Origin of the sequence: Paraburkholderia sp. A1RI_3L (genome assembly GCF_048957895.1) — a bacterium.
GTDB lineage: Bacteria > Pseudomonadota > Gammaproteobacteria > Burkholderiales > Burkholderiaceae > Paraburkholderia > Paraburkholderia kururiensis.
Window position 1 is genome coordinate 188,075 of sequence record NZ_JARCHA010000004.1, and the last position, 25,286, is coordinate 213,360.

A 25,286-nucleotide genomic window follows, 5' to 3' on the forward strand; every position below is an offset into this window, starting at 1 on the left:
ATCTGTCGGTGACCTGCCGGTGACCCGCTGGTGGCCTGCTGGTGACCCGTTACGCGTCGCCGCGCTTTACGAGCCCAGCAGGCCGGCCGCGATGTTCACGCACAGGCCGAGCACGGCCACGTTGAAGTAGAACGAGAGCAAGGCCTGTGCGAGCACGGCGCGGCGCATGCTGCTGCCGCGCAGACCGATGTCGGCCGTCTGCGAAGCCACGGCAATGGTGAACGAGAAGTACAGGAAGTCCCAGTAGTCCGGTTCGGGGTTGTCTTCGGGAAACGCGAGCGGCGGCTGCGGCGAATCGGAGCCGTAGAAGAGCCGCGCGTAGTGCAGCGTGAAGATGGTGGGAATCAGAAACCACGCGCCGATCAGCGTCGCGCCTGTGAGCAGGTAGTGCTCGATGGTGGATGCGGTGCCGAGGTTCTTCGCAGAAGCCAGTTCGAGCACGATGGCCGCGATGCTTGCCACCGTCGCCGTGCAGACGACCGCAAGCACGATGCTGGCTTTTTCGTCGTCCTGCTGGGCGATCTCGCGCACGCGCGAGTGATGGGCGAGACCCATGTGCGTCCAGATGAGCGCGAGATAGACCCACAGGCCGCTGTCCCAGCCCACGAGCAGTCGGATCATGGGCCGTATGGTGCCGGGCACGAACAGGCCGACCACGAGGCCGACCACGATGCCGGCAACCAGACGCGGACGGTTGCGCAGCACTTGAGGGTAAAGGGTCATGGGTGCGTTGAAAGCAGAGTGTGGGGTTCAGCGAACGCAACCTGTGCCGGGCGCGGACGCGACGCGGCGATTCTAACTTGGGCGGTGCGTTGGGCGATGCATGGGGCGGCGTATCGGGGCGACACATCGGAGCGACGCGTTGGAGCGACGTTCGGGGGGCACGTATCAGGCCGGGTAGGGAAGCCTTGGCCAACAAGGCGCTTTCCCCAGCGCGCGAACGCGCTGCAGAGGTGGTGGGAAAAGATCGTCAGCGCGCATACGCGTTATTGGCGGCGCACTATCATTGGCAGATGACCTCCACCCTCGTTCCTGTCGTCGAGCATCACGAACGCAACCGCGCGGGCCGCGACTTCGTCGTGGGCGACCTGCACGGCTGTGTGGACGCGCTGCGCTTCCTGCTGCGCGAAATCGACTTCGACCCGGCGCGCGACCGGCTCTTTTCGGTGGGCGATCTGGTGGATCGCGGCACCCAGTCGGAAGAAGCGCTTGCGCTGCTCGACAAACCCTGGTTCTACGCGGTGCTCGGCAATCACGAGGACACGTTGTGCGCCGTCGCCGAGGGCCGCCTGCCGCGGCATTACTGGTACGGCATTGGCGGCGCGTGGGGCGCGACGGTGCCCGAGGGGCGTCTCAAGCTCTACGCGCGCAAGCTGCGCACCTTGCCGCTCGCCCGTGTGGTGGGCAGCGGCGCGGACCGTTTCAACGTGCTGCACGCCGAGTTCTTCGGCGACGACACCACACTCGATGCCGGCAATTTCGACGACGACGCCCGGCAGCATCTGCTATGGGGCCGCGAGCTCGCGATGTCGATGGGTGAATCGCATCGGCAGGCGGGGCTCTCGCTCACGTATTGCGGCCACACGCCGATGCGGCAGATCCATCAGATCGGCTCGCAGGTGTTCATCGATACCGGCGCCTTCGGCCCTGGGGGCAAGCTCACCGTCGTGCAGGCGCGCACGGCGCATAGGTGGTCGGTGACTGTCGAGGCGGCGCGCGCCGAAGGCGCGGCGGAAATGGCGTTGCCTTGAGCCTTCGTGGTTCTGGCTGCCTGCGCCGAGGTGTGCCCTGAGGCGGTTCGGTCGAATCGCGGCGGCCTCTGGCTTTCTCAGCCCACCTGGTTCAGTTCGAACACCACGTCCACAGCCTTGCCGTTCCAGTTGTATTCGAGATACGCCGCGTGATGACAGTCGCGCAGCAGCATGGTGCGTAACGCGGCGAGGCATTCCCCACCCCTATGCCGCACCGACGGATACACGATGCCCGGCGCGCCCGCCGCTCGCGCGGCTCGCCCCAGCTGCTGGCCGGCCGCGTAGTCGTGCGGAGAGAGCACGGCGGGGTCGAGCCCTGCGTCCTCGTGCTTGCGCAGATCCACGACGTGGCCTTGTGCGAGCACGGTGTAGAGCCGCATTTGCTGACGCATGGGCGGCTCGGCGGTAGCGGCCAGAAACAGGCTCGTGTGATAGCGCGTTTCAGCGATGGCCGTTTCCTTCTGTTTCGCGCAATAGAACACGCCGTAGCTGCCGTCGGAAAACCGGCTGCCGAGCGGATTCAGATGCGTGAACGCCGCCATGATGGGCCCGTAGCCGGGGCCGAAGCGACGCTCCTCGCGCGGCACCAGGTCCAGTTCGCCCATTTCGGTGCGCAGGCGGTCGTTCGTCATGGCTTCGAGCGCATAGAGCGCCTCGAAGTCTTCGGGCGAGGCCACGCGGTCGAACAGGTTCACGGCGGGAAAGCGCGTGGGAATCACGCGATACGCGGGCGACCAGTCGAGCAACGCAACCGGCCAGCGGTCTTGCCAGTTCGGTGCCGTCACGCCCATCCGCCTCGCATTGCATCGAGATATTCGCGTACGGCGACGAGGTCGCTCACGTTGCCGGCCAGCATGCGGTCCAGCGCGCGCCGGCCGCCGAACGGAGGGGCGCTGTTGGGGCGCTTGACCCAGGCGTCCGCGGCGGAGGGCTGCGGCAACAGGATCTGCAAGGCTTTGTAGATGCCGAGCAGCAGCGAAAGACGTTCCAGTGTGTCGCGGCCCAGCCGTGCCGTTTGCGGCGACGCTTTCCACTTGAAGAAGGTGGAGCGACCGGGCGAGCCGAGCAGGACGATCTGCTCGTCGGCGGACAGATCCCAGTCGCGGGCCATGTTGAAAAACGCGCGCAGGCCCGCCGCCGACATTTCCGTCAGCGAGGGCTGCGTTCCGGCACGAGCGGGTGGCGGGTCCGAACGCGTGACATGAGCGGCTCTGGACATGATGAAGTTCCGGGAGAGTCCTGAATTGAACTGTATTTGCATAATAGTCCACCTGTGGATTGTTGCAAAGAGATATTCGGTATAATCCGCGGCCCGGCATCGAAATGGGTATTCGGCCGTTTGGGTGATGGCGGTTGGTGTGCGTGTGTATGCGTGTGTATGCGTTGGTATCGGAAGGAACGGGAGGCGTGGTGAAGGCGGCAGTAGCAGTGGTAGCGGCATCGATTGCCGTGGCGGTATGGGCGAGCGGCACGAGCAACGTTTGGGCGGCGGCTTCGCCGCGCTATATCGAGACCTGGAATCCGCAGGAGGCGCAATCCGCGCGCGCGGGGCAAGGTCGGCACGAGGCGCAGGTGCGGCCTGTCGCGGCGCGTCGCCGGGCAGTGTCGCAGCGGCATGTGAAGGTGCGTGTGAAGGTGCATACGGGCGTGCATGCGCATGCGGCGCAGGTTGCGCACGCAGCGCACGGGCGCGGGTCGCATGTCGAGAAACACGCCGGTCGTCTCCGTGCTCTGGGGCAGACGAGGTCGGCGTCGAGGCACGCCTCCGTCGCGCCCCACGGGCATCGCGCAGCGAGCAAAACCGCGCGCACCAGCGCTAAACGGGACGCGCAGCATGCTCCTCACGGAAAGCCGAAACTCGTGATGCAGACGCGGCCCAGCCACGCACAGGGCGCCGGCAAGCCGCAGACGCGTGAGCTGCCGCCTATCCTGAGCTGAAGTCCAGCCGAGGTCCGGGTCACCGCGTGGGCGCGTTACGACGCGTTTCCGGCGGCCCTCAAGCGGTCAAACGCGTTGATTACCTGACTAGCGCCCAAGCGACGAACCGCCTTGCAGCCCATTCTGTAGCCCGTTCGCAATCAGCCTGAGCGTTTCGATCGACCGCTCGTCGCGCACCCGCGAATGCAGCGTGACCTGCGAATCCGGCAGGGCGGGCAGGCCGAGCCGGGCCCCGACGTCCACCAGGCCGCGTGGCGCCACGCGCCGTGCCAGCGGTGAGATGGCGAGCCCCGCCGCCACGGCCGCGCCGATGGCGGTCACGCCTCCACCAATGAAGGTCTCGGTCCACGGCACGCCCGCGCCGTCCAGCGCGCGCAGTGCCGCGGCCCGCACCGAGCACGGCGCCGTGAGCAGCGCGAGCGGCAGCGGCGCGTCCGGTCGCGGCGCCCAGTCCGGCGCGCTGAGCCAGACGATCGGTTCCGTGAATAGCGGCTCGGCGTCGTCGCGTGGCGGTTCATCGCGCTCGTAACGGACGATGACCGCGTCCAGTTGCCGCTCGTCGAATCGCGCCAGCAACCCCGCCGACATGCCCATATGCAGTTCCAGCACGAGCCCCGGGTCGTGCGTGTTCAGCCGGGCGAGCAGATGCGGCAGGTTGGCGTCCGCGACGTGTTCGGAAAGACCCAGCGTGAGCTTGCGCCGCTCGATAGCGAGCGACCCCAGCGCCCGCTCGTGCGCCGAAAGCAGGTCGCGCGCGGCGGCGAGGAACGTGCCGCCTTCAGGCGACAGCTTCACCACACGCGGCGTGCGCTCCAGCAATTGCTTGCCGAGATGCCGCTCGAGCCGTTTGAGCTTGAGACTCACAGCGGATTGCGTGGTGTCGAGCGCATCGGCGGCGCGCGTGAAGCTACGCAGGTCGGCCACCAGCACGAAGGCACGCACGGCATCGAGATCGAGAACTTTCATTTCTGTTGAAAATGGATGAAATAGGCAGCAATGCCTGTTCATTATGGATGCGCGCCCCTAAGCTGGGAAGCGTCCGATCTTTCAACAGGAGGCCATCATGCCGTTCACCCGCATCGCCATTCGCGCCGGCAAGCCGGCGCCTTATCGCAAGGCGCTGGCGCAGGGCGTCCAGCGCGCGCTTGTCGCCACCTTCAACGTGCCGGAAGACGACATCTTCATGTCGATTACCGAGCATGACGAGGGCAGCTTCTTTTACGGCAAGCACTATCTCGGCATCGACCGCACTGACGATCTGGTGCTGATCCAGCTCACGGTCACCAATTCGCGGAACGAGGCGCAGAAGAAGGCGCTCTACGCGCAGATCGTGGAGAACCTGGCGAACGACCCAGGCGTGCGGCGCGAGGACGTGTTCATCAACCTCGTCGAGGTGCTGAAGGAGAACTGGTCGTTCGGTAACGGGATCGCGCAGTACGCGACGTGATGTGGGCGCGGGCTCGTTTACGGTCTGCTGTGATGTGGACGAGGCCTGCGCGGATGAGCCCGGCGGGGCGGACGGCGCGCGTGCGCCGTCCGCCGTTCGATCGTGGATCGTTTGCCGTGGAGGCGTCTGGTGTGAAACTGAATGGCCGCTCAGGTGGTTTCAGGCCACCTCAGGCGATCGTGTCCACCACGCCGCCGTCCACGCGCAGCGCCGCGCCGGTCGTGGCGGACGCCTGCGGCGAGCAGACGTACACCACCATGTTGGCGACCTCCTCGGTGGTGGCCACGCGCTTGAGCAGCGTGCTGCCGCGATGCGCGAGCACGAATTCGTTGGCCACCTGCTCCACGCTCTTGCCCTCCTTCTTCGCGGTATCGGCCACCATCGCGCGCAGGCCGTCCGAGAGCGTCGGACCGGGCAGCACCGAATTCACCGTCACGCCGCTGCCTGCCACGGTCTTCGCGATGCCGCGCGCAATGCTGAGCTGCGCTGTTTTGCTGAAGCCGTAGGCCAGCATGTCGGGCGGAATGTTGAGCCCCGATTCCGACGAGATGAACACCACGCGCCCCCAGCGACGATCCACCATGCCCTTCAGATACTGACGCGTGAGCCGCACGCCGGACATCACGTTGTACTGGAAGTAGCGCTCCCAATCGCTGTCTTCGGTGCTGAAGATGTCGCCCGGGCCGAAGACGCCAAGATTGTTCACGAGGATATCGGCGGAGGGCACGGCTTTCGCGAGCGCATCCGCGCCGGCTTGCGTGCCGAGATCGCCGGCGAAAGCACGCAGCTTCGCCTGCGGCACGGCTTTGCGGATGGTTTCGATGGCGCGATCCACGGATTCCTGGGTGCGTCCGTTGATGACGGTTTCGGCGCCCGATTCCGCGAGTCCCGTAGCGATCGCGAGCCCGATGCCCGCGGTGGATGCGCTGACTATGGCGGTCTTGCCGGAAAGATCGATGTTCATCGTGCAGTTCCTCGGTTGGCGCGGCGAGGCATGGCTCGGAGCCCGTTCACGCTGGTGACGCTCCCCGCCGCTGTTGGGGCATCGCGACGATGATAGAGAAAGATGGCGGAGCACGCGCTCAGGGTGGCCTGGCACGGCGGCATGCGAGAGCGGCAGCGCCGCGCGGCGGCGCATGGTCCCGTGACCGCGTGGCCGCGTGGCGGTATGGACGGCGTTGGTTTGCGCCTTTTCGTTCGCGGCTTTCGCGAGGAGGCTTTCGCGTCCAGGACCGGTGGGCGCTTGCCCGCAGGCGTGCTTGCCGCTCAACTACCGCCGACGTACGGGTCCTGTTGCCCCGCGCCGTTGGGGCGTGACGGCGCGATGCCTGGCGGTGTCGTGACTGGTGTGCCGGTTGTCCCCGCCGTGCCAGCCGTGCCGCTCGCGCTATTTGACGTCGTCGCCCCGCCCGCCGCGAGCGCCTGCATCACGCCTCGCGCGTAGGCGCCGGCTTGCTCCGCGTTGATGGCGGGGAACTGCGCGGGATTGAACGGCGGTTGCGCCGCCGTCTGCTGGACTGCGGTTTGCAGATGCTGCTCGACGGAAACGTCGGGCTTCGTCAGCGCATCGAGTTTTTCCGCGATCTGGTGAAACAGCTTCTGCAGGCCGGTCGGCTGCGCGGTTTGCGCGGCCTGCAGGTCGTTCGCGGCGGATGCGGGCGTCGTGACCGGCAAAGTCGCAGGCGCGCGGTTGACGTCGAGCGAGTCGTTCAGCGCCGCGCTCAGGTCAGGCGCCGAGGCTTCGCGTGCCGACAGCGGATTCTGCAAGCCGAAGCACGCGCGCACGGTGCGGATGATGGACGTGTGATCGAACGGCTGCGGGCCTGCTGAGCGCAGGATGGTTTGCGGCTTCGTGTACGGCGACACGATCACGGCAGGCACGCGCACGCCGTAGCGGTCGAACCCGAACACCTGACCCGGGCGCGGCGCTTCGGGGCATACCGCGGCGGGCGGCGGCACGTGGTCGTAGCAGCCGCCGTGTTCGTCGAAGGTGATGACGAGCATCGTCGAGGCCCAGTTCGGCGAGTTGCGCACCGCGTTGTACACCTGCGCCACCAGCGCATCGCCGTAGGCCACGTTGTGCGGCGGATGCATGTCGCACGGCATGTCGAGGCCAGGAAAGTAGCGCGGTTCGAGAAACGAGTACGCGGGCATGTCGTTCGAATTGACGTCTTCCAGGAACTCGTCGAACGGACGAAAGTTCGTGAAGTACGGCCACAGCCGTTGCAACAGCGCGGCTTGCGAGAAGTCGTGAAAGTAGATGCGCCACTTCTGCTGCGCGCCCTGCAACTCGTTGAAGATGCTCTGCATGGGAAACGGGAAGCCGGCAAGGTCGTTGTTCTCGTAGCCGTTCGCCGTGCCCGTGTGGACGAAGAAGCGGTTCGGCCACGTCTGGCACGGCGCGGAAGCGAACCACATGTCGGAGACCGCGTAGCTTCTGGCGAGCGTGGTGAGCGCCGGCAAGTCCTGCGGACTGAAGCAATGCATGATGTCGCGCGCCTTGCCGCCGTGCGCCACGTAATTCGCGGCGAAGCCGTTCATGGGCGCAACACCGCTGGCCGCAGCGTTGCCGTAAAGCTGCTGCGTGATGTCGACGAACGATTCGCCGGGGTCTGGCGCGGGCAGCGACATCGCGGCGGGGTCGCCCGGTGCTGTCCACGGCGCGATGGGCGTGTTGCCCGGCTCCGGGTTGGCGGTGCCGGGCGCGTGGGCGAGGCCGTTGAAGTCGCGTCCGTCGGTATAGAGGTAGCCCAGCACGTTATCGAACGAACGGTTTTCGAGCATCAGCACGACGATATGCCGGATATCGGACAGCGTTGCCATGTAGGGCTCCCAGGCTGGCGCGCGGCGCAAGGGACGGCGCGAGTTGGACAGGGGGACGGGACGAGCCGGACAGAGTCGTCGCGGGCATCGTCTCGGACGGACTGCCTTCTACGCAGACTGCAAAGTTGTTTCGCGAGGCGTCGTGCGCGTGACGCAGTTCACGCACACAGGAACGAATGGCGCCCGCGCGCTTTCAAACGAGCGCGGCGTCGAACATGGCGCCAGTGCGGCATTGTGCCTTGTCCGTTGCGCGCGGTCTGCGGTGCCGGGGGGTGCCTGCGTCCTGCGCCCCACCCTACGCACACCTTATGCGGTCGTGCGCTCATAAGGCGCACGTTGCCTCGCGCGTCGTTTTTCTGTCCGGCTGTCGGCTTGTGTAACATGAACGGTGGCGTTCTTGCCGAGGCGGGCGGCCACGCGGGCAGGGCGCGCCGCATTTCTTACCGGTGAATATTCATGGCTCGTTTTATCGAGATCGTGCTGGATATCGCTGTACCGGCGGTCCGTGATTGGGCCGGTCAAAAGAAGGACGGCAGCCGCCGACGCGGGAAGGCACCGGCATTCGTTCAATTGCTGGGCGAAGCGCTGCCGCAGCTCGAGCGTGCCGACGGCGATTCTGTCGCCCGCATCGAAAGCGTCTGTTTCGATAACGGCAGCGCGCTGGTCCATGCGGGCTGGCGGGTGGCGATCGAAGCGTCAGCAGATGCGCAGCGCGCCACCGTTTGGCATTTCGAGCCGTTTTCGCCGGGCGTCATGATCCGCTCGGCGGTATTCGATGTGGCGATCGATGCGCCGGGTGATGCATCGTCTGATGCGGCGCCGTCTGATGGAGCCCACCGCCCGGCCGGCCTCGCGGCCATTTCTTTCGACGACGCTCCCGCCGCGTTTCGCGAAGCGCTCGCCATGGCGGGCGAGCTGCAACCCGCCGCAACGCTCGCATTTGCCCGCACGCGCTGGATGTGGCCGCGCCCGGATGGCGTCGTGATCGACGTGACGCTCGATGCCGATATGGGGCCACCGGATCGCGCCGAGCCCTGCCTTCATGAACTGCGTCTCTCGATTGCCTTGCCCGATGATCCTGGAAGCGGGCCGGGCGGGGCCGTGCCCGCCGCCGCGTGGCAGGCGCTTTTCGCGACCGCACGCGACGCGCTCGCGGCGCTGCCCGCTTTCGTGCAACTGACGGATTACGCGGACCGCACATGCCGTAATCGCGTGGGCGCGGCGCTCACGGCGGTGCGTGCGGGCGGGGTCGATCTGTCGGGAGCACGTACCCAGCGCGAGGCGCTCGCCATCATCGGACGCAATGTCGCCGAGCATTGGTTCGGCAACGAAACCGGCGTGCGCGACGCCGCGGATACCGAGTTCGTCCATCAGATGCGAGTCGCGCAACGGCGCTTGCGCACGGCCATGCGCCTCTTCAAGGGTTGGGCTGACGAAGCGTGGGCCGACCGCATCGAACCCGACCTGAAGTGGCTTGGCAAGCTGCTGGGCAACGCGCGCGACCGCGACGTGTTCGTCGATTCGACGCTGCCGGCGCTGGCGAACGCGGACACCGACGCTGCGCGCTGGGCAGCCACGCGCGAGGCCGCCGACGTCCAGCGCCTCGCCGCGCGCGCGAAGGTGCAGGAAGCCATGGCGTCGCGGCGTTACGCGAACCTCGCGCTCGCGTGGCTCGAATGGCAGACAGCGCTGCTCTCGCGCGAGACGCCGCCCAATGCCGCGCGGCAGTCGCTCGCGAAGCATGCGAAGAAGCGCATCCGCAAACCGTATCGCCGGCTCGTCGAGACGCCGAAACTCACGACCATCGACGAGAAGGCGCGCCATAGCGTGCGCATCGAGGCCAAGCGTCTGCGGTACGCGCTGGAGTTCTTCGAGTCCATCTTGTCGCGCAAGACGCGCGTGGAGGTGGCGAAGACGCTCTCGCGCATCCAGAGCGTGCTGGGGGACGGCAACGACGCCGCGGTGGCGCTCGGTTATCTGGATGAACTTAACGTCGACGCGTATCAGCAGGGCTTTGCGCGCGGCTGGTGCGAGGCGGTCAAGCGTTACACGGCGCGAGAAGGCGAGCGGCTGCTGCGCGACCTCGATGCGCCGAAGATCGTAGGCGGCGACGGGTGAGCGCCGTTGCGCGGTCGCGGCTGGTCGTGTGGTGCGTGGCTATAATCGGCCGGCGTCCACGTCATGGACGTTGTTCGTCCCGCCGCGTTTCCCCCCCTCTTTGCCTTGCGCCGATGACTTCGCGTACCGCCCGTCCTGCCCGCTCGTCCCGTTCCTCGCGCTCCGCCCGTGCGTTGCGCGAGCCGCTCGAACTCGGCGGCTCCGTATGGTTTCAGGCCGGCGAGCACACGCTCGGCGGCGCGTCGCGCATCGCGCTGCTCGCGGCGATTGGCGAGACGGGCTCCATCACGGGCGCGGCCAAAGCGGTGGGCATGAGCTACAAGGCCGCGTGGGATGCCATCGACGCCATGAACAACCTGGCGGGCGAGGCGCTCGTCGAACGGGCAACGGGCGGCAAGGGCGGTGGCGGCACGACACTCACGCCGCGCGCACTCAAGCTGATCGCCACGTTTCGCGCGGTGGAGCGGGAGCACCGGCGGTTTCTCGAACGCGCGGGCGAGGCAATCGAAAATTTTGCAGACGACTGGCAACTCATTGGGAGAATCGGCATGAAGACGAGCGCACGCAATCAGCTGTACGGCAAGGTCTCGGCGATAACACGCGGAGCTGTGAACGACGAAGTGGCACTCGAGCTGCCGGGCGGGCAGACCATCGTGGCCGTGTTGACGCACGAGAGCAGCGAAACGCTGGGCCTGGCTCCTGGGGCGCAGGCGTTTGCGCTCATCAAGGCCTCGTGGGTGATGCTGCTCGTGGACGACGGCAAGCCCGTCAAGCTCTCGGCGCGCAACCAGCTGCGCGGCACGGTGAGCGGCGTCAAGCGCGGCGCGGTGAACTCGGAGGTCGCGCTTCAGCTCGACGGCGGCCCGGTGGTGACGGCAATCGTTACGAACGAGAGCGTGGATGCGCTCGGCCTTAACGACGGTGTGAAGGCGATTGCGGCGTTCAAGGCGTCGAGCGTGATTCTCGGCGTGAGCGATTGAGACGCAGCGGTCGCGGCGCAGGCGTCTGGGAAAGGCGGCCGGGCTGGGGGCTGCTCGATCAGGCGCTGCGCTGAGCACCGTCCGTCGCTTGGGTGTTGGAAATGCGACCTGCGGCGCGCGACGTGGGGCGCGGTCGCAGGTTAGACCGCTTCGGAGGGCCGCGGCGAAAGCGTGTTGCTAGTCTGCGAGACCGGGGCGGCAGGAGGGCGGTCGTAGCGTCCGGCTTTCCATTTGGCGCGGACGAACGGACGCTCGTGGCCGGACACCTTGAGCGCAATGTGCGTGACCCAGCGCTGGGTCGGCACGCGCACGTCATGCAGCGTGAAAGCGAGGATGGCGAGGCTGATCGTCACCGCGGACGCCGACAGCCGCCCAGGCTGCGCATGCCACGCCCATCGGATGAACGCGAGCGCCGTCAGAGCCCCGACGAAGCAGCCCGTCACGGCTTCGGATGGCGAATGCGCCTCCAGCGCGACCCGCGAGAGCCCCACTGCAGCGCCGGCCGCGATGCCGGCCACAATGCCGAGTATTCGTACCGGGGGCCGCGCCCGCAATAGCACGAGGAAAAAAGCGACTGGATAGACGGCCGTAGAGAGCATTGCGTGCCCGCTTACGCCAGTGAAGTCGAGCTCACGAATGCCGACACCCCAACCCAGAAAGGCGATCTTCGTCACCGTGACGATGCCGACGGCAATCCCGAGCAGCACTAGCCAACCCGCCGCAAGGCGCCACGAGTACCCGAACGCCAGCCACAGCGCAATGGCGAGCGCCAGCGGCAGCGTCAGGCCGGCGCCGCCGAAGCTGGTGATCAGGTACCACAGGTGGGAAGGCAACTCTGGCATGACATCGGGCGACCGGGCGCGTTCAGGGCAGGTTCATCACTTGAATAACGCGTAAGCCGCTTCATCCGACGACAACACGTTAAATGCATAAGCTCCAGTATAGCCGCCGCCCGCGGGAGGGGGCCGGCGGCCGTGCGGCAAGTCGGGCGCGGTGAGTCGCGCGACGAGAGGAGCGAAGCGCAATCCGGCAGGCATATTCGACGTCAGCGACAGACCCGGAATGGTGTTATTGTGCAACGCACAACATGTCGCCTTCCGCTCGCGAACGACGCAGCGGGAAGCGACAGATCGGTCCCTTTTACGAGGTCCCCGATGACCAAAAGCTTTACGAAGATCTGGCTGGGCGGCTTGAAGCGCCTGCTGGCCATCCAGAGCGAACACATTCGCAAGACGACGAAACGCGCGGGGTTGCGGCCGGCGCGTGCTGCAACGCCGACAAGAGCCACGACGAAACCGGCCGCCAAGCCCACCGTGAAGGCGCGCAAGCCCGCCACGCGCGGCACGCCGCCGGCAAGGGAGTCGCGCGTGCGTCCCCGCGCAGCCGCGTGGGCGACCGGGCACTGGACCCGTTCCTTCCATTCGGCGCCTGTTCCGGCCGGCCGGCTCGTGAATCACCTGTCCTACGGTCTCTACCTTCCGGCCGACCGCCCGACGACGCAGATGCCGGTGGTCGTGATGCTCCATGGCTGCAAGCAGTCCATCGACGAATTCGCCGAGGGTTCGCGCATGAACCTTCTCGCCGACCGGTACGGGTTCGCCGTGCTGTACCCCGAGCAATCGAAGCACGCGCATGCCCATCGGTGCTGGCACTGGTACGACACGAGCGAACATACGGGCCTCGCGGAGGCGCGCGCCGTGGATTCGCTCGTGGAGTCGCTGGTGGAGCAGCACGGGTTCGACCGTGAGCGTGTCTACGTGGCGGGTTTGTCGGCGGGCGCCGGGCTGGCTACGCTGCTCGCGGCGCACTACCCGCAACGGTTCGCGGCCGTGGCGCTGCATTCGGGGCCCATGTTCGGCGAAGCGCATTCCGGCATTACGGCGATGGACGTCATGCGGCGCGGCTCCCGTCACGACCCTGTGGCGCTGGTGGACAAAGCCGTCGACGTATCCGCGTACCCTGGCATGCCGGCCATCATTCTGCAGGGCGACGACGATCCTGTCGTCGCGCCTGTGAACGCGGAACAACTGGCCGTCCAGTTCTTGCGCCTGAACGGCCTGGTGGACGCGCGTGGCTCAGGTCGCGACGGCCAGTTGCGCGAGGAGCGCCGGGCTGACGTGGTGGTGCGCGACTACCTGCAAGCGGGGCGACGGGTGGTGAGCGTCTACCGGATCGGCAGCCTTGGACACGCCTGGAGCGGCGGCGACGACAGCGTGCCGTTTCACTCTTCAAAAGGGCCCGATGCCAGCGCCCTGATCTGGGACTTTTTCCGCCTGCAACGCCGGGCGGCACCGGCAGAAACCGCGGACCGCAGCGCGGCGGCAAGACTCTGATCAGTGCATGTTGCGCAGCAGCATCAGAATAATGATTCGGTGGCAGCTCTCAGGGTTTTCCCGTATAATCGGGTTTGTACTTAGGTGTTAACCCTTACACCGTCGAGGTTACCATGTATCTTCTGAGCCGCCTTTTCCTCTTCCTCACGAAGTCCGCCGATGAACGCGCCAAGGAACGCAACGACGCGTATCTGGCGGAAGCCACCGACCTGTACGACCTCGAGTTCCGTATGCGCAAGCTGGATCGCGAGTCGCGCACCCGTCAGCCGGCGTGGATGAATCAGCACTAAGAAGCGGGTGGGCGCGGTGGCGGCCTGCATCGGGCCGCCGGATGTCTACTTGCCTGCGGGCTACTTCCCCGCCGCAGGCAGATCCGGTGTCTTTGGCTCCTGTACGCCGAAGCACCCGCGATACGTCGCATAAAACGAGCAATAGAGCATCGTCGTCACGACGATGAGCGCCGGCATAACGAAAGCGAGTCCGTATTCGCCCGTGCCGAGCGCTTGTGTCAGCGCCGAAAGCGCCAGCGATACCGTGATCGATACGGCGAACCACAGCGCTGCGTACACCACGAAGGCGCCGCGATTGCGCCAGCAACTCACCACGCTGAAAAACATCGCCTTGATGGGCGGCACGTCGTGCCAGGCAATCAATATCGGCGAGAACCAGAACAGCATGGCCACGGGGATGTAGAGCGCGAATGCCGCCATCATGGCGAGCAGCACGTCGTTGTTCGCGATGCTGTCCGGCTCCGTCGAACCGCCTACCGTCATGAGCTTGAGCAGCGCGCCGCCGTCGGCGAGCGCCGACCCGGCGAGCACCAGCGCCATCGCCACCGCATAGAGCACCCCGAGCAGGATCAGCCGCCGCGCCACGACGGCGCCATACGAGCGGAACCCGTCAATCAAGATGGTGGGGAAGACCGGCTTGCCCGCGATCGTGTCGCGGCACGCCGCCATGAATCCCACTGCCACGCCCGGAATGAAGATGAGCGGCAGCACATTGCCCACCAGGGGAATGGCCGAAATCAGCGTCATCGCCAGCAAATAGGCAAAGAACAGCGTCAGGAACGCGAGCGGATTTCTGCGGAACAGCCAGATTCCCTGCCGGAACCAGACATAGCCGGCCTTCGCGGGAACTTCAATCAGTTGCATGAGGTATGAATGCCAGGAAGTGCGGAGCCGACGAGGCGTTCGCGCAGAATGCGCTCGAACTGTGCCGGGTCGTGTGGCTTGAGAAGCTCTGCCGCGCGCGGCAGATGGAAGTCGTACAGGCGCGACACCCAGAACCGGTATGCACCCGCACGCAGCATGTCGTCCCAGTGATGGTTTTCTTCGGTCGTGAACGGACGCACGGTCTGATACGCGCGCAGCATCGCTTCCACGCGCGCCAGGTCCAGCTTGCCCGTGGCGATGTCGACGCACCAGTCGTTCACCGTGACCGCCACGTCGAACAACCACTTGTCGCAGCCGGCGAAATAGAAATCGAAGAACCCGCCCAGCCGCACTTCGTGACCGGTCGACGGGTCGGCGTGCGCGAACAGCACGTTGTCGCGGAACAGGTCGCAATGGCACGGGCCGCCCGGCATCGCCGCATAGTCGGCCGAGGCGAAGAACGCTTCCTGGTGCGCGAGTTCCGTAGTAAGCAGTTCGCGCTGTGCGTCGGTGACGAACGGCAGCACGGCGGGCACCGTCTCGCGCCACCAGGGCAGGCTGCGCAGATTCGGCTGCACACGCGAAAAATCGCGGCCGGCCAGATGCATGCGCGCGAGCATCTGACCCACCTCGATGCAGTGCTCTTCACGAGGCGCCAGTTCGGCCGAGCCTTCGAGTTTCGTCACGATGGCGGCCGGCTTGCCGTTGAGCATGCCGAAGAGCGAGCCGTCGGCGCGCGGCATCGGATCGGGCACGGGCACGCGATGTCTCGCGAGGTGCCGCATCAGATCCAGATAGAAAGGCAGCTGCACTGCCGTGAGCTTTTCGAAGATCGTGAGAACGTATTCGCCGCGCGTGGTCGTGAGGAAGAAATTGCTGTTCTCGATTCCAGATTGAATGCCGCGGAAATCGACGACCTCGCCAAGGTCGTAGTCGCGCATCCATTGCGCGAGCTGGGGTTCAGTGACAGCGGTGAAAACGGCCATGCGCGAAACGTCGGGTCGGGTTGGTCGGACCGTCCGTGCCTGACGGGCGCGGCGGTGAGATCGGACAAACGGGCAATGAGTGATTGCGAGCACCGCGCGTCAGGCGGCGCGTCTGCGGCAGCGAAGGGCGCGTGCCCTGCGCTGCCGCGGTGTGGATCAGTAATGCAGGCTTACCGACGGCAGACGCTTGCTTGCCTGGCCGTTGTCGCGCACGGTGGGCGACGTATCGAGCGGCGCGCTCATCTGATAGTGCGTGCCGAAGTTCGAACGCACGTCGATTTCCACCGGCTTGCCTTTGTCGCGATATTCGGTGATTTCCGTGCCGTTCCCCGCCTTTTCGTGGAAGCTCGGCTTGCGCGGCACGTTGATGTCCACCTTCGACGTCACGTTTGCCGGCGGCCGGTTGATGGCTGCGAGATCGGGCAGCCCCGCGCGTTCGTTGGCCGACTGCGGAGCGGCCTGGGCGGATTGAGCGTCGACGTTGGCCTGCGCTTCGTCGGCGGGCGCGGCCATCGCAACGCTGCACATAGCAAGCATCGCCGCAACGGCAGCAGGGAGGAGCGGCTTCATGGTGTTTCTCCGTTCGAGTTTGGCGATTCTAACAAATCCGGCTCGCGCCACGGGCGCTACAGCCTTATTTTGCGCCGCTTTGGCCGTGTCCGCCGCGAGGCTGCCCGGTCATGCAGAACCTGTTTGGCATGCCGCTCGATGGTGCTGCCGCGCACGCGCGCTGCGCTCTTCGCGCCGGGTTCCGTGGTAATGTCGTTTGAACTATTCGAGGCGATCAAGATGAACAAGGAATTCAATCTGCCGACGCTGATGACACCGGCAAACGACTATCCCACCGAGGCCTTCGAAGACGCCACCGAAGCAGTGGCCCGGCTCTCGGCCATCTACGAAGCCAACACGGCGTTCCTGCGCGATGCGTTCGCCCGCTATCGCCGTAACGAGCCTTTCGAGCGTCGTGTGCGCGCCTGTTATCCGTTCGTGCGCATCCGTACCGAAGTCAACACGCAGATCGATTCGCGCCGCTCGTATGGCTTCGTCGCGGGCCCGGGCGTGTTCGAAACCACGGTGACGCGTCCCGACCTGTTCGGCAATTACTATCGCGAGCAATTGCGTCTGCTTTCGAAGAACCATCACGTGGCGATCGAAGTGGGTGTATCGGAGCATCCCATTCCGATCCACTTCGCCTTTGCCGAAGGCATTCATCTGGAAGGTGACCTGGATCGCGACCGTCTGCTCGCCATGCGCAACGTGTTCGACACGCCTGACCTCGCGCTGCTCGACGACCGCATCGTCAACGGCACGTACGAGCCTGCGCACGGCGAGCCGCAGCCGCTCGCGCTCTTCACGGCGCCGCGCGTGGATTTTTCGCTGCATCGGCTCAAGCACTACACGGCCACGTCGCCCACGCACTTCCAGAACTACGTGCTCTACACGAACTACCAGTTCTATATCGACGAGTTCGTGAAGCTGGGCCGCACGATGATGGCGCACACCGACGACCCCGAATTGCGCGAATACCGCTGCGAATACACGTCGTTCGTCGAGCCCGGCGATGTGGTGACGTACAACGCGAACCTCGACGAACAGGCCGACGAAGGCGCGCCGCCGCCGCGGCAGCCGCAGATGCCGGCCTATCACTTGAAGCGCGCGGATGGCAGCGGCATTACGATGGTCAACATCGGTGTGGGGCCGTCGAACGCGAAGACCATTACCGATCACATCGCCGTGCTGCGCCCGCATGCGTGGATCATGCTCGGGCACTGCGCGGGTCTGCGCAACACGCAGCGCCTGGGCGACTACGTGCTGGCGCACGGCTATGTGCGTGAAGACCACGTGCTCGACGACGACCTGCCGCTCTGGGTGCCGATTCCCGCGCTGGCCGAAGTGCAGGTGGCGCTCGAGCGTGCGGTGGCGCAGGTGACGCAACTCGACGGCGCAGAACTCAAGCGCGTGATGCGCACGGGCACTGTGGCGAGCGTGGATAACCGCAACTGGGAACTGCGCGATCATCGCGAGCCGGTGCAGCGGCTGTCGCAGAGCCGCGCGATTGCGCTCGACATGGAAAGTGCGACGATTGCGGCCAACGGTTTCCGCTTCCGTGTGCCGTACGGCACGCTGCTGTGCGTCTCGGACAAGCCGCTGCACGGCGAGCTGAAATTGCCTGGCATGGCAGACCAGTTCTATCGCGCGCAGGTCGACCAGCATCTGCAGATCGGCGTGAAGGCGATGGAGCTGCTGCGCACGAACGGGCTGCATCGGTTGCACAGTCGCAAGCTGCGGAGCTTCGCCGAAGTGGCATTTCAGTAAGCCGGGCTGTCGACATTCCGCCGTGGGCGGCTCACGCGATGAACGCCCACGGCCATCGCGGCAAGGTGGGTCGCGTATGCTACATCTGCCCGATCCCCGTCAGCCCAATCAGGCTGCCCGCGCCGAGCAACCACAGCGGATGAATCTTCGTCTTGAACGCAAGAGCCGCGCACACAGCGGTAATGCCCCATGTAACCCACACCAGGTCCGACGCCTGCGCGATGAGCACCGCACTGGCCGTGACGAGCCCCGCGGTCACCGGCACCAGGCCCTTCTGCGCGAAGCGCCGCCACGGGCGGTCCTTGAATCGCTCCCACGCGTGAAGCGCGAGGATCGTTACGATCGACGACGGTCCGAACTTCGCCACGGAACTCACGAGCATGCCCCACCACCCGGCCACATGCCATCCCACGAGCGTCACCACCATCATGTTGGGACCCGGCGCGGCCTGAGCCAGTGCGAAGAGGGCGCTGAACTCGGTGGCGGGCATCCAGTGATGCACATCGACCACTTGCCGCTGCATCTCCGGAAGGATCGTATTGCCCCCGCCGAATGCAAGCAGCGAGAGCTGACTGAAGATAATAGCGAGCGAAACGAGCGTGTCGGTCATCGTGAGGCCCTCGAGGCAATGAAGATGCTGAGCGGTGTGAGCACGAGCATGGTGGGCAGCAGCGGTACGCGCAGGATCGCGATCGCGATGAAGCCGAGCGCCGCGAGTGTCGCCGCAGCCGGATCGTGACGTAGCGGCAGCAGGATCTTGACCGCCATCGCGATGAGCAGGCCGGCTGCTGCCGCTGCGAGTCCGGCAAACAGATGTCTTACATGCGGATCGTTCTGCGTGCGCTCGTAAATCACGCCGAGCCCGACCACCACCAACGAAGGCCCGGCGATCAGCCCGAGCAAACCGGCAAGCGCACCGCGCAGGCCGCGAAAGCGCATGCCCAGCGCAACCGAAAGGTTGATGACGTTGCCGCCGGGCAGAAACTGGCACAGGCCAAGCAGGTCGGTGAATTCCGAAGCGCTGAGCCAGTGCCGCTGCTCCACGATGGCGCGCCGCGCAAGCGGTAGCGCGCCGCCGAACGAGGTGAACCCGAGGCTCAGGAAGCCGAGGAATATTTCGCGCACCGTGGGAACAACCGTCGACGGCGCCGTAGTGGAGTCGCCGGCGGCGTGCGTGTGGGCCAGAGCGTGCGGCGGTGCGCCGTTTGCGTCGCCGCGGTCCGAAGGAGAAGAGCCGTCCATGACCAGTGCCATCTTGTAAGAAGACCCGAGGGTAGCGCCGATCGGTTGTCAGGCAAAACGATTTTTGTGCCGTCCGCTTGTGACTTAGAATCACAAGCATGATCCGTAACCTTCCCCCATTTCCCGCGCTGCGCGCCTTTGAAGCGGCTGCAAGGCACAACAGCTTCACGGCGGCAGCGGACGAGCTTCATGTGACGCACGGTGCAATCAGCCGGCAGGTGGCGGCGTTCGAGGCGTGGGTCGGCGTGCAGGTGTTCCACCGTGTGGGCAAGCGCGTGCGGCTCACTGACGATGGCCGCCGGTACCTCGCGACGGTGCAGGCCGCCTTCGACAGCATCGCGCTCGCCACCAACCAGTTGCGCGACACCGCCGTCGTGAACGTGCTTCGTATTAACGCGGTGCCGACCTTCGCGATGAAGTGGCTGCTGCCGCGTCTGAACCAGTTTCAGCGCATGGTGCCGAACGTCGAGCTGCGGCTCTCCACGTCGAATGCGCCGGTCGAGACGCTCGACGCCTTCGACGTCGCGGTGAGGCGCGGCCCCGGGCATTGGCCCGACTGCGCGAGCGCGCACTTTCTCGATGAAATGGAAATTCCGATGTGCAGCCCGGCGCTCGTGCAGCGCCTGCCGATCCGCACGCCGGACGATCTTGCACGACACGTGCTGCTGCATTCGGATACGCGGCCCGACGCGTGGCGTACATGGCTTGCGGCCGCGGGTGTGAAGGTGAAGTGCCGCAAGAAGCAGTCGTTCGACCACTTCTATCTGGTGTTGCAGGCGGCGGTGGACGGGTTGGGCGTCGCGCTCGGGCCGCTGCCGCTGGTGGCCGACGAACTGGCCTCGGGCCGGCTCGTGGCGCCGTTCGCGGGACCGAGTATCGATGCGCGCGGCTACTGGTGGGTGGCGCGGCGCGAGGTGGCGAACGCGCCGCTGGTCGAACAGTTTTGCCGCTGGCTGGAGGCGCAGGCCAAAGGCGCTGCGCCCGCCGCCTGATGCTTATAGATAGAACATGCGGTCGTCGTCGGACTTCGCGGCGGCCTGCGGCTCCGTCTCTTCGCGGTCTTCGTAGAACGACAGCACGGCTTCGAGCACCTGGTCCGGGTCGTCGATTACCTGCATGAGGTCCGTGTCGCCCGGGCTGATGAGACCCATGGGCAGAAGCGAACTGCGGAACCACTCGAGCAGGCCGGTCCAGAATTCGCCGCCCACCAGAATGATGGGCACGTGGCGCGATTTCTTCGTCTGGATCAGCGTGAGCACTTCAGCGAGTTCGTCGAGCGTGCCGAAACCGCCAGGCATCACGATCACCGCGTCGGAGTTCTTCACGAACGTGACCTTGCGCGTGAAGAAATGGCGAAAGCGCAGCGAGATGTCCTGCCACTGGTTGCCCGACTGTTCGTGCGGCAACTCGATGTTCAGTCCTACCGAAGGAGCCTTGCCCGCATGTGCGCCTTTGTTCGCCGCTTCCATGATGCCGGGGCCGCCACCGGAGATAACAGCGAAGCCCGCATCCGAGAGTTTTCGCGCGATTTGCGTTGCAAGCTGGTAGTACTTCGAGTCCGGTTTCAGACGTGCCGAACCATAGATGCTGACAGCCGGGCGGATCTCCGAGAGGTACTCGGTCGCCTCAATAAACTCTGCCATAATCGTGAACATCTGCCACGACGCGCGGGCCTTCTTGGCCGTGGCGCGCTCTTGATCTGCGAGTGAACGCAGACTCGGAATCACTTTTCTCTTGTCCATAATGCCTGAAGAACGAAATCTGGAAGGTAAGACCCTGCTATTGGTCGACGGTTCGAGTTATCTGTACCGGGCTTACCACGCGATGCCTGATTTGCGCGGCCCGGACGGCGAACCGACTGGCGCGCTCTACGGCATGATCAACATGCTGCGCCGTATGCGCAAGGAAGTTACGGCAGAGTATAGCGCGTGCGTGTTCGACGCGAAGGGCAAGACGTTCCGCGACGACTGGTACCCGGAGTACAAGGCCCATCGGCCGCCGATGCCCGAGCCGCTTGCGAAGCAGATCGAGCCCATTCATGTCGCCGTGCGCGCACTTGGCTGGCCGCTTCTGATGATCGATGGCGTTGAAGCCGACGACGTGATCGGCACGCTCGCGCGCGAGGCCGAGCGCCACGGCATGAACGTGGTCGTCTCCACCGGAGACAAGGACCTGGCGCAGCTCGTGACGGATCATGTCACCCTCGTCAACACGATGACTAATGAAACGCTCGATCGCGACGGCGTGATCGCACGTTTCGGCGTGCCGCCCGAGCGCATCGTCGACTATCTCTCGCTCGTGGGCGACACCGTGGACAACGTGCCCGGCGTCGAGAAATGCGGCCCGAAAACAGCGGTCAAATGGCTCACGCAATACGGCACGCTCGACGACATCGTCGCACACGCGGACGAAATAAAAGGTGCGGTAGGCGACAATCTGCGCCGCGCGCTCGACTTTCTGCCGATGGCGCGCAAGCTCGTTACGGTGGAGACCGCGTGCGATCTCAACGGGCACGTCGCGTCGTTCGAAAACACGCTCGTCACGCGGCCCGAAGCGCGCGAAGAGCTGCGCGATCTCTTCATGCGGCACGGCTTCAAGACGTGGCTGCGCGAAGTGGAAATGGCCGCGGCCGTGGAAGAACCCGGTTCCACCGACGAGCCGGCGCCGCTCGTGGACGGCGAGCGCAACTACGAAACCATCCTGACCTGGGAACAGTTCGACGCGTGGCTCGCGAAGATCGACACCGCGGAAATCACGGCGTTCGACACGGAAACCACGTCGCTCGACGCGATGACGGCGAAGCTGGTGGGCATGTCGTTTTCGGTGGAGCCCGGTCATGCCGCGTATCTGCCGCTCACGCATCGCGGCCCGGATGCGCCTGAACAGTTGCCGCTCGACGAAGTGCTCGCAAAGCTCAAGCCCTGGTTCGAGAGCGCGGACAAGAAGAAACTCGGCCAGCATCTGAAGTACGACGAGCAGGTGCTCGCAAGCTACGGCATCGAAATGAACGGCGTCGAGCACGACACGCTGCTCGAGTCCTACGTGCTCGAATCGCACCGCACGCACGACATGGACAGCCTCGCGCTGCGCCATCTCGGCGTGAAGACCATCAAGTACGAAGAAGTGGCGGGCAAGGGCGCGCAGCAGATCGGCTTCGACGAGGTGCCGGTGGACAAGGCGTCCGAATACGCAGCCGAAGACGCGGACATCACGCTGCAGCTTCATCGCGCGCTGTATCCGCAGATCGAACCCGAAGCCGGCCTCAACCACGTCTACCGCAACATCGAGATGCCGACGTCGCGCGTGCTGCGCAAGATGGAACGCAACGGCGTGCTGATCGATGCGGAAAAGCTGCGCGTGCAGAGCCACGAGATCGCGACACGGCTCATCGAACTCGAACGCGATGCGTACGCGCTGGCGGGCGGCGAGTTCAACCTGGGCTCGCCCAAGCAGATCGGCCAGATCTTCTTCGAGAAGCTGCAATTGCCGGTGGTGAAGAAGACGCCGAGCGGCGCGCCTTCCACCGACGAAGAAGTGCTGCAGAAGCTGGCGGAAGATTATCCGTTGCCGAAGCTGCTGCTCGAACATCGCGGCCTCTCGAAGCTGAAGTCCACCTACACCGACAAGCTGCCGCGCATGGTGAATCCGCTCACCGGCCGCGTGCATACCAACTACGCGCAGGCTGTGGCCGTAACGGGGCGCCTTGCATCGAACGATCCGAACCTGCAGAACATCCCCGTGCGCACCGCGGAGGGCCGCCGTATTCGCGAGGCCTTCATCGCGCCGCCGGGCCACAAGATCGTATCGGCTGACTACTCGCAGATTGAGCTGCGCATCATGGCGCACATTTCCGGCGACGAGTCGCTGCTGCGCGCGTTCTCGCAGGGCGAGGACATTCACCGCGCCACGGCGTCCGAAGTGTTCGGCGTGACGCCGCTCGAAGTGAGTTCCGACCAGCGGCGCATCGCGAAGGTGATCAACTTCGGCCTGATCTACGGCATGAGTTCGTTTGGTCTCGCCTCGAATCTCGGCATCACGCGCGACGCGGCGAAGCTTTACATCGACCGTTATTTCGCCCGCTACCCGGGCGTCGCGCGCTACATGGACGAGACGCGTACCGCCGCGAAGGCGCGCGGCTACGTCGAGACCGTGTTCGGGCGCCGGCTGTGGCTACCCGAAATCAACGGCGGCAACGGTCCGCGCCGCCAGGCCGCCGAGCGCGCGGCCATCAATGCGCCGATGCAGGGCACGGCGGCAGACCTCATCAAGCTGTCGATGATCGCGGTGCAGAAGTGGCTCGAGGAGTCGCGCGTCGGCTCGAAGATGATCATGCAGGTGCACGACGAACTGATTCTCGAAGTGCCGGACGCCGAACTCGACCTCGTGCGCAAGCGCTTGCCGGAGCTGATGTGCTCCGTGGCGGCACTCAAGGTGCCGCTCGTGGCCGAAGTGGGCGCGGGCGCCAACTGGGAAGAAGCGCACTGATCGTGCTGCAGACGTGCAGCGGCGCCGCAAGCCCGGCGTCGCGCGCATGTCACACATCTTTTTTCAGGACTTGTTGCAATGCAAGGACGTCACTGACAATCGTCCGGTGTGGCTGCGCGCCTCGCCGCGTAGCTGCCGTACCCGAACGCGGTCAATAACCTGGAGAGTCGAATGCATCGGTTCATCGTCGTGGGTGGAGGAGCGGGAGGACTGGAGCTGGCGACGCGGCTTGGCGATCGCTACGGCGCGACGAAGAAGAACCGGGGCGAGCCACGCGCGCACGTGACACTCGTGGACCGTTATCCCACGCATATCTGGAAGCCGCTTCTGCACGAGGTGGCGGCGGGCAGCATGGACCCGTTCACGCAGGAGCTGGCCTATGCGGCGCAGGCGCGCTGGCATGGCTTCGAGTTTCAGCAGGGCGAGCTGTGCGGCCTCGATCGCACGGCGAAGCGCATCACGCTCTCGGCGGTGAAGGACGATGATGGCGGCGAGTTACTGCCGAAGCGCGAGCTTGAATACGACACGCTTGTCATCGCCATCGGCAGCATGACGCATTTCTTTGGCGTGCAAGGCGCGCAGGAACACTCCATTGCCCTCGACACGGTTCCGCAGGCCGAGCGTTTCCGCAAGCGTCTGATCGCGGCGTGCATGCGCGCCGAGCATCAGGTCCACGAGCCGGTGGAGAGCAACCCCGCGGACGGCGGCGCGCCGTCTGACGAGCCGCGGGTTCAGGTGGCGATCGTCGGGGGCGGCGCGACGGGCGTCGAGCTGTCCGCCGAACTGCGCAACACGGCGCAGGTGCTCTCGGCCTACGGTCTGCACAAGCTCGACCCGCGCCACGACGTGGGCATCGTGCTGATCGAGTCGGGGCCGCGTATCTTGCCCGCGTTGCAGGAACGCGTGTCGTCGGCCACGGCCGAGCTGCTCGTGAAGCTGGGCGTGAAGGTCATGGTGGGCGAGCGCGTGACGGAAGTCGCGCAGGGCCTCGTGCGTACCGCGAGCGGCAAGACCATTCGCGCCGATCTGACTGTGTGGGCCGCCGGCATCACGGCGCCGCCCGTGCTCGCGCAACTGGACGGTCTGTCCGTCAACAGGCTGGGGCAGATCCAGGTGCGCCGCACGCTGCAGACCGAAACCGACGACAACGTCTTCGCGATGGGCGACTGCGCCGCCTGTCCCTGGCCCGGCAACGAACGCAATGTCCCGCCGCGCGCGCAGGCCGCACACCAGCAGGCCAGCTTTCTGCTGCGCGCGCTCGGCAACCGGCTGGAAGGCCGGCCGCTGCCGGAATTCACCTATCGCGACTTCGGCTCGCTCGTTTCGCTCGGCCACTTCAGCGCGGTCGGCAATTTGATGGGCGGGGTGATCGGCGGCAACATGCTGATCGAAGGGCTCTTTGCGCGCTTCATGTACATGTCGCTGTATCGGCTGCATATCGCGGCCCTGCACGGCTATGCGCGGATGGTGCTCGACACCTTCGCACACTGGCTGCACCGCACCACGCTGCCGCGCGTGAAGCTCCACTGAGCGGTTTTCTGCAGACGTCAGGGTTAGGCGCCTACAATGCGCGAGCGTGTGCGGCCGAGGTTCAGGGTCGACACGTTCGCCATTTCCGTCCGTGCTTGCTTGCTGCGTTTCGATAGCGGGCTCTTCGTGTCACGTGCCCTCGCAGCCAGCGCTCTCTTCTCCCGGGCGGCTCACCAAGGAGCG

Annotated in this window: 24 protein-coding genes; 11 read left to right on the top strand and 13 right to left on the bottom strand. The window is 65.6% G+C overall.

Translation table 11 applies throughout. The annotated features are described in order from the left end of the window. Positions 1-66: 66 nt before the first annotated feature. Entirely contained in the window at positions 67-723 is a 657-nt protein-coding gene (locus PXJ20_RS13630; protein ID WP_199544793.1) for a DUF1345 domain-containing protein, read from the bottom strand. 290 nt (positions 724-1,013) lie between these two features. On the opposite strand from PXJ20_RS13630, the gene PXJ20_RS13635 reads away from it, so the two are divergent. Next, positions 1,014-1,751, top strand: coding sequence for a metallophosphoesterase (locus PXJ20_RS13635; protein WP_421031430.1), 738 nt, complete (start codon positions 1,014-1,016; stop codon positions 1,749-1,751). 77 nt (positions 1,752-1,828) lie between these two features. On the opposite strand, the gene PXJ20_RS13640 is transcribed toward PXJ20_RS13635, so the two are convergent. Further along, positions 1,829-2,536: an RES family NAD+ phosphorylase gene (locus PXJ20_RS13640; RefSeq protein ID WP_421031429.1), complete on the bottom strand. Its 708-nt coding sequence runs from the start codon at positions 2,534-2,536 to the stop codon at positions 1,829-1,831. Then, positions 2,533-2,970, bottom strand: coding sequence for an MbcA/ParS/Xre antitoxin family protein (locus PXJ20_RS13645; protein ID WP_026121139.1), 438 nt, complete (start codon positions 2,968-2,970; stop codon positions 2,533-2,535). Before PXJ20_RS13645 ends, PXJ20_RS13640 begins: the two co-directional genes overlap by 4 nt. A 188-nt stretch (positions 2,971-3,158) precedes the next feature. On the opposite strand from PXJ20_RS13645, the gene PXJ20_RS13650 reads away from it, so the two are divergent. Further along, positions 3,159-3,689, top strand: coding sequence for a hypothetical protein (locus PXJ20_RS13650; protein ID WP_421031428.1), 531 nt, complete (start codon positions 3,159-3,161; stop codon positions 3,687-3,689). Between the two features lie 87 nt (positions 3,690-3,776). Here PXJ20_RS13650 and PXJ20_RS13655 read toward each other — a convergent pair whose 3' ends face one another. Continuing rightward, the gene (locus PXJ20_RS13655; RefSeq protein ID WP_421031427.1) at positions 3,777-4,655 is read right to left on the bottom strand and encodes a LysR substrate-binding domain-containing protein; all 879 of its coding nucleotides are present in this window, start codon (positions 4,653-4,655) and stop codon (positions 3,777-3,779) included. A gap of 97 nt (positions 4,656-4,752) precedes the next feature. Here PXJ20_RS13655 and PXJ20_RS13660 point away from each other — a divergent pair, with 97 nt between their 5' ends. Next, complete coding sequence (locus tag PXJ20_RS13660) at positions 4,753-5,136, top strand: tautomerase family protein (protein ID WP_126879277.1); 384 nt, start codon at positions 4,753-4,755, stop codon at positions 5,134-5,136. Positions 5,137-5,305: 169 nt separating this feature from the next. On the opposite strand, the gene PXJ20_RS13665 is transcribed toward PXJ20_RS13660, so the two are convergent. Both PXJ20_RS13665 and PXJ20_RS13670 read right to left on the bottom strand, forming a co-directional pair. Next, the gene (locus tag PXJ20_RS13665) at positions 5,306-6,100 is read right to left on the bottom strand and encodes an SDR family NAD(P)-dependent oxidoreductase (protein ID WP_017773284.1); all 795 of its coding nucleotides are present in this window, start codon (positions 6,098-6,100) and stop codon (positions 5,306-5,308) included. A 302-nt stretch (positions 6,101-6,402) separates the two neighbouring features. Next, a complete protein-coding gene (locus PXJ20_RS13670; RefSeq protein ID WP_421031426.1) occupies positions 6,403-7,959 on the bottom strand; it encodes an alkaline phosphatase family protein in 1,557 nt (518 codons plus the stop codon). Positions 7,960-8,415: 456 nt separating this feature from the next. Here PXJ20_RS13670 and PXJ20_RS13675 point away from each other — a divergent pair, with 456 nt between their 5' ends. Both PXJ20_RS13675 and PXJ20_RS13680 read left to right on the top strand, forming a co-directional pair. Then, positions 8,416-10,077, top strand: a complete 1,662-nt coding sequence (locus PXJ20_RS13675; RefSeq protein ID WP_421031425.1) for a CHAD domain-containing protein — start codon at positions 8,416-8,418, stop codon at positions 10,075-10,077. 113 nt (positions 10,078-10,190) lie between these two features. Next, entirely contained in the window at positions 10,191-11,057 is an 867-nt protein-coding gene (locus PXJ20_RS13680) for a TOBE domain-containing protein (RefSeq protein ID WP_421031424.1), read from the top strand. Between the two features lie 140 nt (positions 11,058-11,197). On the opposite strand, the gene PXJ20_RS13685 is transcribed toward PXJ20_RS13680, so the two are convergent. Next, on the bottom strand, positions 11,198-11,899 hold the full coding sequence (locus tag PXJ20_RS13685; protein ID WP_017773288.1) for a phosphatase PAP2 family protein: 702 nt from the start codon (positions 11,897-11,899) through the stop codon (positions 11,198-11,200). Between the two features lie 312 nt (positions 11,900-12,211). Here PXJ20_RS13685 and PXJ20_RS13690 point away from each other — a divergent pair, with 312 nt between their 5' ends. After that, positions 12,212-13,390, top strand: a complete 1,179-nt coding sequence (locus PXJ20_RS13690) for a PHB depolymerase family esterase (protein ID WP_421031423.1) — start codon at positions 12,212-12,214, stop codon at positions 13,388-13,390. A gap of 113 nt (positions 13,391-13,503) precedes the next feature. Further along, positions 13,504-13,680 (top strand): DUF3563 family protein, encoded by a 177-nt coding sequence (locus PXJ20_RS13695; protein ID WP_017773290.1) that lies wholly within the window; start codon positions 13,504-13,506, stop codon positions 13,678-13,680. Positions 13,681-13,740: 60 nt separating this feature from the next. On the opposite strand, the gene PXJ20_RS13700 is transcribed toward PXJ20_RS13695, so the two are convergent. The 3 genes from PXJ20_RS13700 to PXJ20_RS13710 all read right to left on the bottom strand — a co-directional run bounded on the left by PXJ20_RS13700 (position 13,741) and on the right by PXJ20_RS13710 (position 16,100). Further along, positions 13,741-14,544 carry a BPSS1780 family membrane protein gene (locus PXJ20_RS13700; RefSeq protein WP_277599102.1) on the bottom strand — a complete coding sequence of 268 codons (804 nt, stop codon included), beginning with the start codon at positions 14,542-14,544 and terminating at the stop codon, positions 13,741-13,743. Further along, complete coding sequence (locus PXJ20_RS13705) at positions 14,535-15,530, bottom strand: homoserine kinase (RefSeq protein WP_413213966.1); 996 nt, start codon at positions 15,528-15,530, stop codon at positions 14,535-14,537. Before PXJ20_RS13705 ends, PXJ20_RS13700 begins: the two co-directional genes overlap by 10 nt. A gap of 156 nt (positions 15,531-15,686) precedes the next feature. Next, a complete protein-coding gene (locus tag PXJ20_RS13710; protein WP_017773293.1) occupies positions 15,687-16,100 on the bottom strand; it encodes a hypothetical protein in 414 nt (137 codons plus the stop codon). Between the two features lie 219 nt (positions 16,101-16,319). Here PXJ20_RS13710 and PXJ20_RS13715 point away from each other — a divergent pair, with 219 nt between their 5' ends. After that, on the top strand, positions 16,320-17,846 hold the full coding sequence (locus PXJ20_RS13715; protein ID WP_413215868.1) for an AMP nucleosidase: 1,527 nt from the start codon (positions 16,320-16,322) through the stop codon (positions 17,844-17,846). A gap of 79 nt (positions 17,847-17,925) precedes the next feature. On the opposite strand, the gene PXJ20_RS13720 is transcribed toward PXJ20_RS13715, so the two are convergent. After that, positions 17,926-18,456, bottom strand: coding sequence for a chromate transporter (locus tag PXJ20_RS13720; RefSeq protein ID WP_126879270.1), 531 nt, complete (start codon positions 18,454-18,456; stop codon positions 17,926-17,928). Then, positions 18,453-19,088, bottom strand: a complete 636-nt coding sequence (locus tag PXJ20_RS13725; RefSeq protein WP_421031422.1) for a chromate transporter — start codon at positions 19,086-19,088, stop codon at positions 18,453-18,455. The genes PXJ20_RS13720 and PXJ20_RS13725 overlap by 4 nt, the downstream gene beginning before the upstream one ends. A 98-nt stretch (positions 19,089-19,186) precedes the next feature. On the opposite strand from PXJ20_RS13725, the gene PXJ20_RS13730 reads away from it, so the two are divergent. Further along, entirely contained in the window at positions 19,187-20,080 is an 894-nt protein-coding gene (locus tag PXJ20_RS13730) for a transcriptional regulator GcvA (RefSeq protein ID WP_421031421.1), read from the top strand. 3 nt (positions 20,081-20,083) lie between these two features. Here PXJ20_RS13730 and PXJ20_RS13735 read toward each other — a convergent pair whose 3' ends face one another. Continuing rightward, a complete protein-coding gene (locus tag PXJ20_RS13735) occupies positions 20,084-20,830 on the bottom strand; it encodes a TIGR00730 family Rossman fold protein (RefSeq protein ID WP_017773298.1) in 747 nt (248 codons plus the stop codon). 1 nt (position 20,831) lies between these two features. Here PXJ20_RS13735 and polA point away from each other — a divergent pair, with 1 nt between their 5' ends. Continuing rightward, positions 20,832-23,573, top strand: a complete 2,742-nt coding sequence (gene polA / locus PXJ20_RS13740) for a DNA polymerase I (RefSeq protein WP_421031420.1) — start codon at positions 20,832-20,834, stop codon at positions 23,571-23,573. Positions 23,574-23,744: 171 nt separating this feature from the next. Beyond that, entirely contained in the window at positions 23,745-25,103 is a 1,359-nt protein-coding gene (locus PXJ20_RS13745; RefSeq protein ID WP_126879267.1) for an NAD(P)/FAD-dependent oxidoreductase, read from the top strand. The last annotated feature ends 183 nt before the right edge of the window (positions 25,104-25,286 follow it).